A 17,145-nucleotide genomic window follows, 5' to 3' on the forward strand; every position below is an offset into this window, starting at 1 on the left:
TTACACTAATTTTGCATCATTATGCATTTGGCAATTGCACATAGTTTTATTTAATGATGAAGAGAAAAGATGTAGTGATATAAGCCTAGCAAAAGAAGAGGTTTAATATATAAAATTTATGCATAACTCAGAAATTAAAGAATATCTTGTATAGTTAATTTAGACATGATAAATTTAGAACTATGTTTTACCAACGTAATAATTCCGATTTATAAAGAGAAGAATAGGGGTATACACATGATCTTATCTGATAATGATATTAAAGCGTATATTGAATCCGGAATACTTGAAGTAACACCTTATCATGCTCAACATGTAGAGCCAGCATCAATGGACCTAACATTAGCTGAACATTTTTTGAAGCCACTACCGCCTGAAAAGGGGACACAAAAATTAAGTGAGCCAATTAAATATGAAACGCTATATCAAGAACGTATAACGATACCTGCACATGGTTTTATTTTAGCGACGACAGAGGAGTATTTAAAATTGCCTAACCACTTAACAGGTTTCGTGGAAGGACGTAGTTCGATAGGTCGAGCAGGATTATTTATACAAAATGCGGGATGGGTTGATCCTGGCTTCGAAGGGGCAATTACTTTAGAGCTTTATAATGCCAATGATTTTCCACTTGAGATTGAAAAAGGACAACGTATTTGTCAAATTGTTTTAGCAGAGACTAAAACAACACCAGACGCAGTTTATACTGGAAAGTATCAAGGTCAAGCGACGACTACAGGAAGTCGTGTGTTTAGGGACTGGATGAAGGATGGTGGCTACTAATGGAAATCGTGGTGATGACAGGTTTTTTAGGTGGAGGTAAAACATCTACGTTGAACTTTTTGATTCAAGATGCGATTGATCAAGGACAGCAACCAGCCGTTATTATGAATGATTTTGGTGAACGTAGCGTGGATCAATATTTCATTCATGAAGAGATACATATTAAGGCGTTGACGAATGGCTATATTTGTTGCACATTTAAAAATGATGTCGCTTCACAACTACATGAAATTTATTTAGAACATCAACCTGATATTGTCTTTATAGAATGTAGTGGCCTTGCGCATCCTTTAGAAGTATATGACGCATGTTTAACACCAGTGCTAACTCCTATCGTAGAACGTATGCGTATTATTGGTGTGATGGATGCCTCTGTGTATTTGAATAAAGAGGACTATCCACAAGATATTCAAAATTTAATTGTGGAACAAACGCAATTTTGTAGTCACCTTATTTTAAATAAAATTGATTTAATGGATACGGACACATTACTAGAAGTAGTCAATCAATTAGAAGCGGATTATCCTGAAATCCCATATGTGTTGACGCAATATGGTGAAGTGACATTAAATGAAATGCCTGAACAAGCAGTGGTGCAACAAGAAAAACGTTCGAAAACACATGGTGCGTTGACACAATGCTTTCATGAATTTCATAAACCAATCAAGCAATCTGCCTTAGTTGAAGGTCTAAAACAACTTGAAGGACAAGTGTATCGTGTTAAAGGTTTTGTATGGGTTGAAGGGATGGATCAACCTTGCATTATGCAGTATGTACCAGGGCATTTAGAACTTAGGCCTTGTAATATCGATATGCCTTCGTATTTAGTCGTGATAGGTCACGAGATTTGTCCAAAAAAAGTGAATAGTACGTTCGATGGTATCGAACTAGCTTCTTAACGGTGTTTAAATAGAGCGTGAGACGATGAAATCAAATCGATTTCTGTCTCACGTTTTTTTAGCATGCGATCCGATTGATTGATTTGGTCAATGAGGGAGAACAGTAATATGCTTGAGGTCGAGGCTTGAAAAGTCATCTGATTTATTAGGAGATTTAGCACAATCATTTAGAACGAATAGAAACATAGTTCGAAGAGAAAGCAAGTAAGTGAAACGTTGAGCAAGCGCTTACAAAGTGATAAAATAAAGGTGTAAAGGATATGTTTGAGTAGAAAGAGAACAATGAGAGAGGTGACACGTAATGTATGAAAATGTACTTGTACCTTATGACTTTGGGAATAGCTTTAAAAATGTGCCAGATCAACTGAAAAAGTTAACTGAAGCAGCATCTACGTATAAAATTGTCGTATTTCATGTAATTTCTGAAACAGAGCTTGCCAATTATGTACGTTACCAAGGCAAACATTTTGAAGAGGTTGTTGCAGAAAAGAAAGAGGAAATGCGTCCATTTTTAAACACTTTAGATGATTATGGTTTAAATTATCAACTTAAATTCACAACAGGTAGCCCTACCCATGAAATTGTCAACGAAATAGAAGGATATAGCTACGATGTTGTCGTGATGAGTAATAAAAGAGCAGAAGTAGATATTAAACATGTTTTAGGCCACGTTACGCATAAAATTGCGAAACGGGTAAACGTGCCGGTATTAATTGTAAAATGACGAACATATCTTGAAATTAATCATTCTAGTGGTGAGCGTGCATCCATAGAGAGGCAGGCTCACTTTTTGTTTGTATATTATTTATCAATGTACTAGGTGCATCTTATGACCACGCTTAATGTGGAAACTTATTATGACAAATATGTGACAGCGTGCCGATAGGTTAACGTTATTTCTTATGAAAAGCAATGGATATGCTAAAATGATAATACGATTAACTAAAATGGAGGTGTACCATATTATGACAATAGTAATCGGCGTATTAGTTGTACTCATGGTCATCGCTTGGATTATGGCAATTCGTGTTTCAAAAAAAGAAGGCGAAGCGGCGAAAAAGCAATTGAATTTATGGGTAATGATGGGAGCGGTGCTTACTGTTCTTTCACTATTTTTAATGTTTATCGTATCTCAAAACTATTAAATATATTTGAATCGTTGCAAAGCGGTAATGTAATATTTAAATTAAACATTGCCGCTGTTTTTAATTTAGATTAAAATTTTTAAAGATAGGTAATTAGATACATAAATTAGGAAAACAATGAGATATAAATATACGGGCGGTGACATATGTTTTATTTTAATACATGCATCATTTTAATTTTATTTTTAATCATCGGTTATTTAGTCGGGCATGAGGAAGGGAAACTCGTCTTTTTAAAAGCCATAGCGATTGGCGGGTTACTTATATTTTTAAGTTATATTACGATTATTATTGCATCATTAGTTGTATGTTTTCCTATTCTTTTAATTTTCGGACATACAGACGGTTTCTTTCAAATTGGTCTAATTATAATGTTATTAAGTGGTATCCTCCAATATATTTTGTTAAAAGTTTTGAGTCGTTATGTAATTATTAGTGACACGTTAATTACAATTTTAGAATATTTCATTCAATGGTTATTAATCTATTTCGCTTTATATCAATTTATTACAAATCAACTTAAAGGGCTTTTAGAGGTTGATTTTAATCAAATCTTTTCAAGTATACTTTCGGGAGAGACCATTAATCTTTTCATACTACCAGCATTGCTAGTAAGTTGGATTTCCATATCTATGGTGAGAATGAACCGTAAACAGAAACATAACGCTTAAAAAGCATCTCAAACGTGACGATTTTGTTGCGTTATGAGGTGTTTTTTACGAATAGGACAAGTTTGTATTGAAAGGTGAATGGTTTGATGCTACACTTTAAATGATAATGATTTTCATTGTCGGTGATGTAAGGTTGAAAAGGAGACAGAATGATGCGCTATTTAATGAATGGCTATGTGTTGTTTATTCTACTTGCCATCCTTACTGTGTGTTCTTTATTTATTGGGGTGAGCAGTGTGCCTATCACTGCACTATTTAACCTTAATGAAGACCAACTGAATGTATTATTGGCAAGTCGTATTCCGAGAACTATAAGTATTTTAATTTCTGGAAGCACGCTTGCTTTGGCTGGCTTAATTATGCAACAAATGATGCAAAATAAATTTGTTAGCCCTACAACGGCAGGAACTATGGAATGGGCGAAGTTAGGGATCCTCATTTCTTTAATTTTCTTTCCTGCTGAACATATACTTATCAAATTATTGTTTGCTGTACTGTTAAGTGTGGCAGGCACGTTTTTGTTTGTCCAAATGATTCAACGCATACGTTTTAAAGATGTAATCTTTGTACCATTAATTGGAATTATGCTCGGCGGCATTGTGTCTAGTTTTTCTACATTTATTGCTTTAAAGACGAATGCAGTTCAAAGTTTAGGCAATTGGATGAACGGTAATTTTGCGGTAATTACAAGTGGACGCTATGAAGTGTTGTATTTGAGTATTCCGTTGCTCGTGTTGACCTATCTGTTTGCAAATCAATTTACGATTGCAGGTATGGGACGCGATTTTAGTAAAAATTTAGGTCTTAATTATGATGTAATCATTAATATCGGCTTATTTATTACGGCAACGATAACTGCACTTGTAGTAGTGACAGTAGGGACACTGCCATTTTTAGGTCTGATTGTACCGAATATTGTCTCTATTTTTAAAGGAGACCATTTAAAAAATGCATTACCGCATACTGCCATGTTAGGTGCGATATTTGTAATGTTTTCGGACATTATAGGTCGTATTGTCGTGTATCCATATGAAATTAATATTGGACTGACGATAGGTATGTTTGGGACAGTTATTTTTATCATTATGCTAATGAAAGGACGCAGATATTATGCACAATAAGTCCTTGAAAAAGCTCATAATTTTAATTATTGCTACACTCATTGTTGGCGCTATGTATTTGTTGCTCGGCCTTGATTTTGAAATTTTTGAATATCAGTTTAATAGTCGGTTAAGAAAACTCTTCTTAATGGTCCTTGTCGGTGCGGCCATTGCGGCTTCCACTGTTATTTTCCAAGCCATTACCGTCAACCGTCTTTTAACCCCTTCAATTATGGGACTTGATGCAATATATCTTTTTAGTAAAGTTTTAATTCTTTTTATTTTTGGCGCAAGTTCTATATTTATTACGAATTTCTATCTTAACTTTTCGATTACGTTGATTGTTATGGTCGTATTCGCATTGATTTTATTTGAAGGTATCTTTAAATACGGACAGTTTTCGGTGTACTTTATTTTATTAATTGGCGTGATTTTAGGAACGTTTTTTAGAAGTATTACTGGCTTTTTGGAGTTGTTAATTAATCCTGAAGATTTTCTAGTCATTCAAAATGCGATGTTTGCCAATTTTGATGGGGCAAATCCCACATTAGTGACCATCAGTGCAGTGGTTTTAGTCGTTTTATTGCTAATTACAATTAGTATACTCCCTTACTTAGATGTATTATTACTCGGGAGAGCACAAGCGATTAATTTAGGTGTCAATTATACGCAAATGACGAGAGGTTTGCTCATATTAGTTGCGCTTATGGTGGCCATTGCGACTGCACTAGTAGGGCCAATCACATTTTTAGGACTTTTAACAATTAATTTAGCACACGAATTAATCAAAAATTTTGAGCATCGTTATATTTTACCAGCAACAATTTGTATCAGTTGGATGAGTTTATTTATAGCACAGTGGATTGTAGAGAATGTATTTGAAGCAACAACGCAAGTCAGTATTTTAATTAATCTCATTGGAGGAATTTACTTTATTTATCTTTTAATGAAAAGGAGGGGAACGGCTTGATTCGTATTCAAAATTTAGATCAATGGATTGATGATAAACCTATACTTACGGATGTAAGTGTAGACATTCAAAAAGGGAGACTGACTTCATTGATTGGACCTAATGGCGCAGGAAAAAGTACATTACTTTCTGCCGTGAGTCGTCTAAGAGCTTTCCAAGAAGGACACGTCGAAATTGATGGAGCACCTCTCCAATCCTATGCAAATCAGACACTGTCTAAAAAATTGTCCATTTTAAAACAAACGAACCACACGGAATTAAATATTACCGTAGAACAGTTAGTGAATTTTGGCCGTTTTCCGTACTCTAAAGGTTATTTAAAAAAAGAAGATAAAGCTAAAGTGAATGAAGCTATTGAATTATTAAAATTAGAAGATATACGGCATCGCTATTTAAAAACGTTATCGGGAGGTCAACGTCAACGTGCGTATATTGCTATGACGATTGCTCAAGATACGGAATACATTTTATTAGATGAGCCGTTAAACAACTTAGATATGAAACATTCTGTTCAAATTATGCAAACTTTACGAGAACTCGCCGTTTTTCATAATAAAACAATCATTGTTGTTTTACATGATATTAATTTTGCTTCCGTGTACTCTGATAATATTGTCGCGTTAAAAGATGGTAAAGTCGTTAAAGCTGCACATAAGAGAGAAGTGATAGAAGCTTCTGTTTTAAAACAGCTTTATGATATGGATGTCAAAATAGAAACGATTCGAGGTCAGCAAATTTGTATTTATTTTGATGAACTACCTTGTATGTATCATCAAATGTCTCAAAAAACATTTTAATAATATTAGGAGGGCAACATGAAAAAATTAGGTTTATTGTTAATGGTTGCGATTGCATTTGTATTAGTCGCTTGTGGTAATGATGAAGATAAATCATCTTCATCTAAGAAGGGTGAGACTAAAGAAACAGTTGAAGTAAAAAACGATTTTAAATTACGTGGTAAAGCTGATGATGGTAGCGAAGACAAAGCATATTCAGATACAGTTAAAGTTCCTAAAAATCCTCAAAAAGCAGTTGTATTTGATTATGGTGCACTAAAAACAATGGAAGAAATGGATCTTAAAGACAAAGTTGTCGCACTTCCTAAAGGTGAAGGCAATGCTCAATTACCAGACTTCTTAGGTGATTTTAAATCTGATAAATATCAAAATACAGGGTCATTAAAAGAAATTAATTTTGATGTGGTCGCTAAAGCGAAACCAGATGTTATTTATTTATCAGCACGTACAGCAAACCAAAAAAATATTGATGAATTGAAAAAAGCTGCACCAAACACACCAATTGTATACATGGGCGCTAAAAATGACAAGTTTGTAGAATCAATGAAAGACGACACAATGAAACTTGGTAAAATTTACGACAAAGAGAATAAAGCAAAAGAATTAAACAAAGAATTAGATGAAAAAATTGCTGAAGTAAAAGCAAAAACGAAAAACTTAAATCTTAAAGCAATGTACCTTTTAGTAAATGAAGGTGAATTATCTACGTTCGGTGCTGGAGATCGTTTCGGTAACCTTGTATTTGATACACTTGGCTTCAAACCAGCAGATAATAACATTAAGAAAAGCAGCCATGGTCAAAACGTTACAAATGAATATGTAAGTGATAAAAATCCTGACATCATTTTTGCGATGGACCGTGGAAAAGCAATTGGTGAAAAATCAACAGCAAAACAAGTATTAGGTAACGACGTTATTAAGAATGTGAAAGCAATTAAAAATGATAAAGTGTTAGAATTAGATCCTAAACTTTGGTACTTTGCATCAGGTTCAACAACAACAACAATTGAACAAATTGAAGAAATCGAAGAGGGATTGAATTTAGATAAATAAAACCAGAATTTGATGTAGGTGTGAAGCGTAGATGCGTATTGGTTTTCGAGGCGTCTCGCAACAATACTCAAACTGTTAAAGCAATGTCACGATTTAATAAGTGGCATTGCTTTTTTGTATGCTTTCAATCATGAATGGGCTTATGTAGATACTTATTAAGTATAGGAAATGCTATTTTCATCACTTTTTTCATTAAGTGATGTATTTTGCTGTGAATTGGTAAAGGATATTTAAAAGAGTCATCAAAAACTAAAAATGGGTTTTGAAGATTTTCTAAAAATAATGTGCTTTTTTGTGTTTTTATATCTCTTTATATCGTGAGAAACAGTAGACCATTATTAAGTGGAAATCAAAAACGATAAGAGATATTCCCTTTTTTGTGACGCTTTCTTTCTATTATATAGTTGTTATTTTAATTATCATACCTTTAATAAATTTTCTCGTATTCTGAATTAGGCACATTCGATAAATTTATCAATCATTTTTTGTTTTTTTAAATTTATTCTAAAATTAACTTCTCCTTTCATAGCACTATTTAAAGTCTAATATTTTTGAAAATTCTCATCAAAAAGACGAGATTTATCGCCCCAATTTTTATAAATTTATGTTTCCAAAATAGTATTAATGAGACAAAAAGTTTTCTTTTATTTCAGTTCTGTTACAGAAACACTTAAAAATGTTTACAAGGGTTTACTTATAATTTATCTGTGCTATGATTCTAGAGGATTGCATAAAGCACATAGAAAAACGATATTAAAATTTCAGATAGGGAGACTTTTTATAATGAAAAAATTAACTACTGCTACAATCGCTACATTCGGCTTTGTTACTTTAGGAGTTGCTGCACAAGATGCACAAGCTGCAGAACAAAACACAACTTCATACGCATACACGACAACATATTCTGAAGCTACTCAAGACTATGTAACTATCGACGAAAATGGTAACAAACACCACACTTTAGATGGTAACTGGAACCCATCTATGCAATACGTATATTACACATATGATGAAAATGGTGTGTATGACTACTACTATTACTCAAACGAAGCTACAAACTATAGCTACGCTACAGACTACAATACAGTTGCTACACCAGTTGTAAGATACAACAGTGAATACACTGCATACACAACTGCTGCAACACCAGAATACACAACTTACAACGCTCAAGGTACAGTAGAAGCACCTTCAGCTTCAACTACAAACTATAACTATACAGCTAGAACAACTGCTGCTCCAGCTCCTGCTACTTCAACAGTGTCAAATACACCAGTTCGTTTTACTTCAAAAGGTGGCGCTAACCTTTACACTGCTGGTCAATGTACTTACTACGTATATGACCGTGTAGGTGGCGGAATTGGTAACACTTGGGGTAACGCAAATAACTGGGCAAACGCTGCACGTGCTGCTGGTTACACAGTAAACAATACACCAAGAGCAGGCGCTATCATGCAAACTTCTGTAGGTCCTTACGGTCACGTTGCATACGTTGAAAGCGTTGGTGCTAACGGTTCTGTAACAGTATCAGAAATGAACTACGGTCACGGTGCTGGTGTTGTAACATCACGTACTTTATCAGCTAGCCAAGCTGCTTCACAAAACTACATCTACAAATAAGATATAAGTTTAAATAAACTAAAGGAGTAAGAGCATTTCTATGTTCTTACTCCTTATTTTTATACTGAATTTAAAAGGGGAGTAGAGAAAAATTTTAATGCGCAAGCGGGCTGACTTGCTGAGCGATGCTCTTTTCATACTATTTTAGGATGATATGAATGTCTAACTTCTTTGTTTAGATAGTAGATGGATAGACCGATGAGCAACTTTGTTGATACTCAAGATGAAGTTTTGTACAATGTTTTTTACACTTTTGAAAAGGAGCGCGCTTCATGAAAAAACATGTTTCTATTCTTTTGGCGCTCATATTTACTGTTTTAATGATATGCTTTCTTATCCTACACTTTGATAGTGTCCAAAGGTATACGAGTACATTGCAAAAGGATTTTACGGAGGAGCATATTTTCAGTCAAGATCGCAAAACACATGGATTTGGCACATACAATCATGATTTGAGTTTTAATGGTGACAATCGACATTACGGTGTAGATTATCGTTTGCCTGAAAATACAGATATACTCGCTGCTACCGATGGTATTGTTACACGTACCTTTAAAAATGAATTTGGAGGTAACGTTTTAGAAATTAAAGAAGCTCATCAACCTTATTATCAATGGTATATGCATTTAAATACATTTAAAGTTCGACCGGGTGCGCGTGTTAAAGCTGGTGATGTTATCGCGAAATCAGGTAATACAGGAAGCCAAACGACAGGGCCTCATTTACACTTTCAGCGCATGCATGGTGGTATAGGAAATCGCTTTGCAGAGGATCCAGAACCTTTTATTGAGACTTTGCCTGAAAAACAACGCAGTTTATATCAATTAAATTAAAAAGTGTGTCCGATTTCGCATATTGAGATAATCGGACACACTTTTTAGCGTTCGTTAATTTGATCTTGTTGAATATTTAAATGAATACGTTCCATTTTACGCTCAACATCTCCAATTTCAAGCGCACATTCTTTCAAAGTTTGACGATAAATATTTCTATCTACATTTCCTGATTTATAATGCAATTGATGTTCTAAACTTGCCCACATATCCATTCCAATTGTTCTAAGCTGGATTTCAACAGGGGCATCGATCGTACCATCGGTTAGAAAAACAGGAACAGAGACGACAATGTGTAAGCTTTTATAACCATTGGCTTTCGGATACTGAATATAGTCTTTACGTTTAAGTAACTTAATATCTGCTTGTTGCAACAATAATTGTTCAACATTGTATATATCATTCATGTAATTACATACGACACGTATGCCTGCAATATCCATAATATGAGTTTGGGCAGTTTTAGCGGTTATTTCCAGTCCCTTACGCTTTAATTTTTGTAATAAGCTAGGTATTTTTTTTACACGACGCTCCATATGATGGATTGGATTATGTGAATTTTTTAATTGGAAATCCTGATCCAAAATATGAAGTTTAGTACTTATCTCCTCTAAAGCAGCTCCATATATATGTTCTAATTTGATAAATTGAACAACTTGTTCGAAGTTGTCTTCTGATTGAACCGATTGATTCGTATAACGCGCCACTTCATTTTTCAAGTTTTCAATGTTAATCGGTACATTTTTTTCTACAAACATACATTCACCCCGTACTTTCTATCCTCATTACTAATGTACTACTTTCATTAAAAATTTGGTAGTTATACGGGGGATTGTTGATTGAATAGAAATCATTATTTAACGGAAAGAGACTACATCATCGATTGGAAGGCGTACAGACGGACGTCCTTCAACAGCTGCTTTCCCAACAGCAAGCATGACGACAGGAACATAACGTTCTGGGTCGAGACCTAAAACTTCTGCAACATTATTTTTATCAAAACCGCCAATGGCATTTGTATCATAACCATAGTAGCGTGCGACGAGCATAAATTGCATAGCTGCTAAACTACAATCAATTTTGACAATATCATTCATCGCTTGACGGTCTAAAATTTCATACATTTCAACAAATTTAGCCACCTGAACATCTTTGACTTCTTGTGGCATAAATCCTCTCTCTACAGCGTCATCATAAATTTTGTCTGCATATTCGTAGTTTTTCATATCTCCAAAAAGCACAATCATTGCAGCAGATGTTTCATTTTGACGCGTATTAAATTGAACAAGGGGTTGCAACGCAGCTTTACCTTCAGGTGTATCTACGACTACAAAACGCCAAGGCTGCATATTTACAGAAGATGGCGCTTTAGTAGTTAGTTCAAGCATTTCTTTCATTTCTTCACGTGGAATTTTGACATTTGGATCAAATTGTTTAACCGAACGACGGCTTTCTAACACTTCTTTAAATTCTTTCATACCCTATATCCCTCTCTTTAAGCAATAATTTAAAATTAAATTAAATCAAGTTCTATCCAATTATATGTAACACTTCTGCGTCTATCAAGAAAAAAGTGTTATACTGTAACAAAGAAATCAAGGGGGAAAAATTATGGCATTAAAACATGATGACTTAAAAAGTGAACTTTGTTTTTTATTTTATGTCGCTTCTAAAGAAGTTATTAAAAAGTATGCGACACACTTAAAGTCATATGATTTGACCTATACATCATATATTACATTAAAATCAATTCAACCTAATGAAATTGTTAATATAAAAACATTAGGAAACAGAATTTATTTGAATTCTGGTACACTAACACCACTAATTAAAAAGCTTGATCAAAAAGGATTAGTACAAAAAGTACGTAATGAAGACGATGAACGCAATCTCAACATTTCTTTAACAGATAAAGGTGCAGAAGTACAAGAATATTTATATAAAGTCACCGATGAAGTATATAAAGAACTCAAGTTTGAAGGCGACGATATGGAACAACTTGTTAGCATTCTTGACCGTTTTATCAAAAATAATTTTGAATAATATAAGTGGAAAAAAACTATTACTTACAGAACTTTTCACATTAAACCATTAAGCTTCTTCATATTGGAGTTTAATGGTTTTTTGTTTGATATTTTTAGGCCTATTATCAATAAAACTCAACTTTTATGTTTTAGGTTAGGTCCTTTTAAACTTTGATTCAAAGATAATATACAGAATTTTTTTGTGTTATAAATTACTATATAAATAAAACATTCCATACACATCAAATCTTTATACACTTATTATAATTATTTAAAAAATATTGACAAATTTGTGAAGTTAGGATAATCTTTTAAGCACAAAAGTCATTATTTTTTTTATTTTCAGAGTTATTCTAAAAATTTAATTTTTTAATGCCATATGGAACATTATGATCAATATGGCAGAAAGGAGAATTGCTATGGAATATTTAAAAGCCCTTTTTATCAAACTTTTCGGTTTTATTCCTAGAATATTGATTAATATATTCATTTAGGTAATACTTTGACATTTTAAAAGATAAATTTAAAGGAGTTTATGATGGCGAGAAATAGAAAAAACCGTATCAGAATTTTTAGTATGGTTGCATCAACACTCTTGATTACTGAATCGCTTTTTGCACAGGGGAGTTATGCTCAAGCAGCTGAACAGCAACCTGCACCACAAAAAACAAATGTTCAAACACATCGTGATGCTTCTTCAAATGAAGCAGTTCATAATCAAAATATACAAAACATCACAGCATCTCATAATAATGCAACATCGAAAAAGAATCGTGATCCTATTATTTTAGTTCACGGTATTACAGGATTTATGGATGATAATCGTCCTGCTCTACTTTCCCACTATTGGGGTGGCGATAAAATGAATATTCGCCAAGATTTAGAACAAAATGGCTATGAAGCTCATGAAGCAAGTGTGAGTGCTTTTGGAAGTAACTATGATCGTGCAGTGGAATTATATTACTACCTTAAAGGTGGACGTGTAGACTATGGCGCTGCCCATGCAGCAAAATATGGTCATTCACGCTATGGTAAAACATACGAAGGTGTGTATAAAGATTGGAAGCCCGGTAAAAAAGTCCATTTTGTAGGACATAGTATGGGAGGCCAAACGATTCGACAGCTCGAAACGTTGCTCAGAAAAGGTAATCCTGAAGAAGTAGCGTATCACAAAGCACATGGAGGCGAAGTCGCGCCACTCTTTAAAGGTGGTTCCGATAATATGATTTCAACGATTACAACGCTTGGCACGCCACATAACGGGTCGCATGCTTCTGATTTGATAGGCAATGAAGCCTTTATGCGTCAAGTTGTAATGGAAATCGGCAAAAGGTTTGGCAATAAAGATTCTAGAGTAGATTTTGGTCTTACTCAATGGGGATTAAAACAAAAGCCGAATGAATCTTATGATGCGTATTGTGATCGTGTTGAGAAATCAAAAATATGGAAAACAAAAGATAACAGCCTTTATGATTTAACTCGTGAAGGTTCGTCAGACTTAAACCGTAGAACGTCCATTAACCCGAATATTGTTTATAAATCATATACGGGCGAAGCAACGCACAATACGTTTACCGGCAGACAAAAAGCAGATCTCAATATGTTCTTGCCGTTGACGATACTTGCTAACGTTATTGGAAAAGTGCCAGAAAAAGAATGGCGTGAAAATGACGGAATTATTTCTGTTATTTCTTCCCAATATCCGTTTAATGAACCTTACGTTAAAGCCACTGATAAAAATAAAAAAGGTGTATGGCAAGTGACACCTACAATGCACGATTGGGATCATGTGGATTTTGTAGGTCAAGATAGTAGTGACACTGCGCGTACACGTGAAGAGTTACAAAAGTTCTGGCATAAGATAGCCGAAGATTTAGTTCAAAGTGAAAAGATAACAGAATAGAAATCATACTAATGATCAGGAGTGAAAGCAATGGCAGGAGATATGTTCCAATTAATTACTTCATTTTTGAAAATTTTAATGACTTTATTTTCTTAAATGATGATGTGAGACCTGTAACCCTCTAAGGGTTTACAGGCTTTTTTTATTGTAGCGTATTTTAAAGTGGGAGAAAGTGTAAAGTATATTGTTCTAACATTACATTATAAAAAACGAGACAAAGGGGTTTGAAAATGGAAATTATGAAAAGTGATAATATGAGTGGGAATGAAGAAATTTTGACTTTATTATTACAAGCTAATCCAGATAAAGAGAAAGTAATGTGTGACTATCATACGTCAGAACATTATGTGTTGAAAGATAATGAAGCAATAAAAGAAGTTCTATTATTGAAGGCGCGCTCACCTAAAGAGGTGGAAGTTTTAAACATCAGTATAAAATCTAAATATCAAAATCAAGGACTTGGAAAAATACTAATGAAGCACATCTTTAACATTTTAAAAAAGAGAAATTATGAGAAAGTAACGTTAGGAACAGGAAATTCAAGTATCAACCAATTAGCTTTTTATCAAAAATTATTTTGTTGATCATTATTCAGAAGCCATTTTCGAAAACGATATTCAATGTGTAGATTTAATCATTTTAGAAAAAGTGTTGTGACTTTTCTAGAGCTATGTAAATAAAAAGAACCGATAAAGTAAACTTTACTTTATCGGTTCTTTGTTTGAGGAGGACATACTTCCTCCTCTATTTGAGTAATTTATGATATTATGCAGTTACCCAGTGACCTGCGCCGCCTGTGTTGTATAAGTGTTGTGCAAATTTGTCTTGAACAGCTGCTGGAGCTTGAGCTGGGTTAACACCAACGTATGATGGGTCAACTTGTTGCGCTACTGCATTCCATGTTGATGGTAAGAATTGGTAAGCACCTGCAGCACCTGATGATGGGTTAACAGCGCTGTAGTCGCCACCAGATTCACGTTGTTTGATTAATTGTAAGTGGCTGTTTACACCTGAACCACTTGTAGATGTTTGAGCTGTTTTTGGTGCTTGAGTTGCAGCTGGAGCTTGTGTAGAAGCTTGTTTGTTAGATTGAACGCTAGCTGCTGTATTTTGTTCTGATTGTTGAGATGCTTGAACAGCCACATCTTGTACTTGAGCTGGTTGAGCTACTGCAGCTTGTCCAGTGTAACCATTATAAGCCCAACCGAAGTAAGTACCATCTGACCAGAAGTGGAAGTTTGTACCTTTTAAGTTGAATTTGTAGTCGTATGCACCTGCATGAACTGGCGCTTCATTTAATGATTGGTCATTGTTTAATGCTTTTTGAGCTAAAGCCGCTTTGTCGATTGAAGTTTGAGTTGCTTCACTCGCGTGAGCGTCTGTTGTATGTGCAGCGACACCTGTCGCACCGATTGCTACTGCTAATGATGATGCTAATAATGTTTTTTTCATAACTATAAGTCCTCCAAAATAATTTTTTATATTTTCATTTTCAAAAGTTTGCTTAGCTAAAAATTTCAACAATCACACTCTAACAGGCTATGACACATATGTAAATTACGAGTAGATAACAAAAGATTACGAAGGTATTTCAAAATAATGCTATGTAATGTTTTTGTTATTAGTTTTGAAAAATGTTTTATTTAAATATTCTTTTAGAAAGGGCTACTGTCGAGTTTGTATTATTTATCAGAAAATTGAGATGAAAGGCATAAATATTACAAATATTACATTGCTTCATCTAAATGTAATTTAGATGACGACGTTAAAATGAAATCTATAGTGATTTTCGCGGATTTAAAATAGAAATTGATATGGGGATTTTATTAATCGTATAATGAGACTAATCGAGGTGAATTTTTATGAACAAAAAAATCGAAGCATTACAACTTAAAGCTGCCAAACTCACACGCGAAAGCCACGCTTTAGGCATTCCAGTGATGATTGTATTTGAAGGCGTACCAGCATCTGGGAAAACGCGATTGACGAATGATTTGTTGCTTACGTTAGATGCAAAATACACACAATTTATTGCAACTAAAACACCATCGGAACATGACTTACGATTCCAGTTTTTACAAAATTTCTGGAACACGTTACCGTCAAAAGGCCATATTAACATTTATTTTAGAAGTTGGTATGCGCATTTTATCGATTATAAAATTCATGAAATTAAAAAGCATACGTTGAAAGATTATAGTAAGCTTCAAGATGAAATTCATGCGTTTGAAACTATGCTTCAAAAAGATGGGCATGAAATCATTAAATTCTATATCCAAATTAATGAAGAAAAGCGTCAAGAACATATTAATCAAATGAAAGAAAATCCACTAACGAATTGGAAAGCACAAGAATATGAACAAGTGATTCCGACGGATACGTACAAAGCAGAATTCGAGGCTATCCTTGACGAAGCGTGGAAAGTGATTGATTATACAAAACGAGATCATGCGATTCAACAGATGTATGAACACTTTATTGCGCGCTTAGAAAAAGCCATTCAACAACATAAAATGCGAACATATGAAAAAGCAGGGGATTTTGCGAAAAACTTTGAAACAGATTTATTTAATGTAGATATTCAAAAAGTTAAAAAGCAAGAGTATGAAGACTTAGTGTTGGCATTACAACTGCGTTTGAGAGAGTTACAATTTGCATTATATGAGCGTAAAATTCCACTCATTTTAGTTTATGAAGGGATGGACGCAGCCGGCAAAGGGGGAAATATTAAACGAGTGAGAGAATACCTTGACCCGACTGGATATGAAGTTAACGCCATCAGCGCACCGACAGATGTGGAATTAAATCATCATTATTTATGGCGTTTTGCAAAAGACATGCCGAAAAGCGGTCACATTGAGATATTTGATAGAAGTTGGTATGGACGTGTACTTGTTGAACGTGTAGAAGGATTTGCTTCAAAAGAGGAATGGTCTAGAGCTTATGAAGAAATCAATGCATTTGAAAAAATGTGGGTTAACGAAGGCGCGATTGTGCTGAAATTTTTCCTAACTTTAGATAAGGATGAGCAATTAAAGCGATTTAAGGATCGTGAGGAAAATGTAGATAAACAATGGAAAATCACAGAAGAAGACTGGCGAAATAGAGAAAAATGGGACCTTTATCTTGAAGCAAGTCACGATATGATTACGAAGACAAATCAACCACATGCCCCCTGGCTAATTGTACCTGCTGATCATAAAAAATCAGCGCGTATTGAAGTTTTGAAATATATTATTCAAAAATGTGAAGAAAAGTTATGGGGCGTTCAACGTTATTAAAAAATACGGCTTATGACTTATGCAATTTTGACGATTTTCTACTATAATAATAGATGAATAATTTGC

Annotated in this window: 18 protein-coding genes; 15 read left to right on the forward strand and 3 right to left on the reverse strand. The window is 34.2% G+C overall.

The features are described from left to right. Positions 1-237 precede the first annotated feature (237 nt). The 11 genes from dcd (at position 238) to LN051_RS01555 (ending at position 9,871) form a co-directional block, all read left to right on the forward strand. The gene (dcd, locus tag LN051_RS01505) at positions 238-783 is read left to right on the forward strand and encodes a dCTP deaminase (RefSeq protein ID WP_229292871.1); all 546 of its coding nucleotides are present in this window, start codon (positions 238-240) and stop codon (positions 781-783) included. Further along, entirely contained in the window at positions 783-1,682 is a 900-nt protein-coding gene (locus LN051_RS01510) for a CobW family GTP-binding protein (RefSeq protein ID WP_229292872.1), read from the forward strand. The genes dcd and LN051_RS01510 overlap by 1 nt, the downstream gene beginning before the upstream one ends. Positions 1,683-1,983: 301 nt before the next feature. Next, entirely contained in the window at positions 1,984-2,406 is a 423-nt protein-coding gene (locus LN051_RS01515) for a universal stress protein (protein ID WP_229292873.1), read from the forward strand. Positions 2,407-2,647: 241 nt separating this feature from the next. Further along, on the forward strand, positions 2,648-2,827 hold the full coding sequence (locus tag LN051_RS01520) for a hypothetical protein (protein ID WP_229292874.1): 180 nt from the start codon (positions 2,648-2,650) through the stop codon (positions 2,825-2,827). Positions 2,828-2,973: 146 nt separating this feature from the next. Next, positions 2,974-3,498 (forward strand): SA1002 family membrane protein, encoded by a 525-nt coding sequence (locus tag LN051_RS01525; RefSeq protein ID WP_229292875.1) that lies wholly within the window; start codon positions 2,974-2,976, stop codon positions 3,496-3,498. Positions 3,499-3,650: 152 nt separating this feature from the next. After that, on the forward strand, positions 3,651-4,619 hold the full coding sequence (locus LN051_RS01530) for an ABC transporter permease (protein WP_229293591.1): 969 nt from the start codon (positions 3,651-3,653) through the stop codon (positions 4,617-4,619). Then, positions 4,609-5,568: an iron chelate uptake ABC transporter family permease subunit gene (locus tag LN051_RS01535; RefSeq protein WP_229292876.1), complete on the forward strand. Its 960-nt coding sequence runs from the start codon at positions 4,609-4,611 to the stop codon at positions 5,566-5,568. The genes LN051_RS01530 and LN051_RS01535 overlap by 11 nt, the downstream gene beginning before the upstream one ends. Then, a complete protein-coding gene (locus LN051_RS01540; RefSeq protein ID WP_229292877.1) occupies positions 5,565-6,365 on the forward strand; it encodes an iron ABC transporter ATP-binding protein in 801 nt (266 codons plus the stop codon). Before LN051_RS01535 ends, LN051_RS01540 begins: the two co-directional genes overlap by 4 nt. An 18-nt stretch (positions 6,366-6,383) precedes the next feature. Continuing rightward, positions 6,384-7,418 (forward strand): ferrated catecholamine ABC transporter substrate-binding lipoprotein SstD, encoded by a 1,035-nt coding sequence (locus LN051_RS01545; protein WP_229292878.1) that lies wholly within the window; start codon positions 6,384-6,386, stop codon positions 7,416-7,418. A gap of 783 nt (positions 7,419-8,201) precedes the next feature. Then, on the forward strand, positions 8,202-9,038 hold the full coding sequence (locus LN051_RS01550; RefSeq protein WP_229292879.1) for a CHAP domain-containing protein: 837 nt from the start codon (positions 8,202-8,204) through the stop codon (positions 9,036-9,038). Between the two features lie 272 nt (positions 9,039-9,310). Then, positions 9,311-9,871, forward strand: coding sequence for a M23 family metallopeptidase (locus LN051_RS01555; RefSeq protein WP_229292880.1), 561 nt, complete (start codon positions 9,311-9,313; stop codon positions 9,869-9,871). A 44-nt stretch (positions 9,872-9,915) separates the two neighbouring features. On the opposite strand, the gene LN051_RS01560 is transcribed toward LN051_RS01555, so the two are convergent. Together LN051_RS01560 and LN051_RS01565 are read right to left on the reverse strand one after the other, a co-directional pair. Beyond that, positions 9,916-10,629 (reverse strand): GTP pyrophosphokinase, encoded by a 714-nt coding sequence (locus LN051_RS01560; RefSeq protein WP_229292881.1) that lies wholly within the window; start codon positions 10,627-10,629, stop codon positions 9,916-9,918. A gap of 99 nt (positions 10,630-10,728) precedes the next feature. Next, the gene (locus LN051_RS01565) at positions 10,729-11,349 is read right to left on the reverse strand and encodes a nitroreductase family protein (protein ID WP_229292882.1); all 621 of its coding nucleotides are present in this window, start codon (positions 11,347-11,349) and stop codon (positions 10,729-10,731) included. Positions 11,350-11,482: 133 nt separating this feature from the next. On the opposite strand from LN051_RS01565, the gene LN051_RS01570 reads away from it, so the two are divergent. The 3 genes from LN051_RS01570 (at position 11,483) to LN051_RS01580 (ending at position 14,382) form a co-directional block, all read left to right on the forward strand. Next, complete coding sequence (locus LN051_RS01570; protein ID WP_229292883.1) at positions 11,483-11,914, forward strand: MarR family winged helix-turn-helix transcriptional regulator; 432 nt, start codon at positions 11,483-11,485, stop codon at positions 11,912-11,914. Positions 11,915-12,472: 558 nt separating this feature from the next. Next, complete coding sequence (gene lip, locus LN051_RS01575; protein ID WP_420853983.1) at positions 12,473-13,798, forward strand: YSIRK-targeted triacylglycerol lipase; 1,326 nt, start codon at positions 12,473-12,475, stop codon at positions 13,796-13,798. A gap of 230 nt (positions 13,799-14,028) precedes the next feature. Continuing rightward, positions 14,029-14,382 carry a GNAT family N-acetyltransferase gene (locus LN051_RS01580; protein ID WP_229292884.1) on the forward strand — a complete coding sequence of 118 codons (354 nt, stop codon included), beginning with the start codon at positions 14,029-14,031 and terminating at the stop codon, positions 14,380-14,382. Positions 14,383-14,563: 181 nt separating this feature from the next. Here LN051_RS01580 and LN051_RS01585 read toward each other — a convergent pair whose 3' ends face one another. Next, positions 14,564-15,250, reverse strand: a complete 687-nt coding sequence (locus LN051_RS01585) for a transglycosylase family protein (protein WP_229292885.1) — start codon at positions 15,248-15,250, stop codon at positions 14,564-14,566. A 410-nt stretch (positions 15,251-15,660) separates the two neighbouring features. Here LN051_RS01585 and LN051_RS01590 point away from each other — a divergent pair, with 410 nt between their 5' ends. Then, positions 15,661-17,079, forward strand: a complete 1,419-nt coding sequence (locus LN051_RS01590; RefSeq protein ID WP_229292886.1) for a phosphate--AMP phosphotransferase — start codon at positions 15,661-15,663, stop codon at positions 17,077-17,079. The last annotated feature ends 66 nt before the right edge of the window (positions 17,080-17,145 follow it).

Origin of the sequence: Staphylococcus ratti, from assembly GCF_020883535.1 — a bacterium.
Classification (GTDB): domain Bacteria; phylum Bacillota; class Bacilli; order Staphylococcales; family Staphylococcaceae; genus Staphylococcus; species Staphylococcus ratti.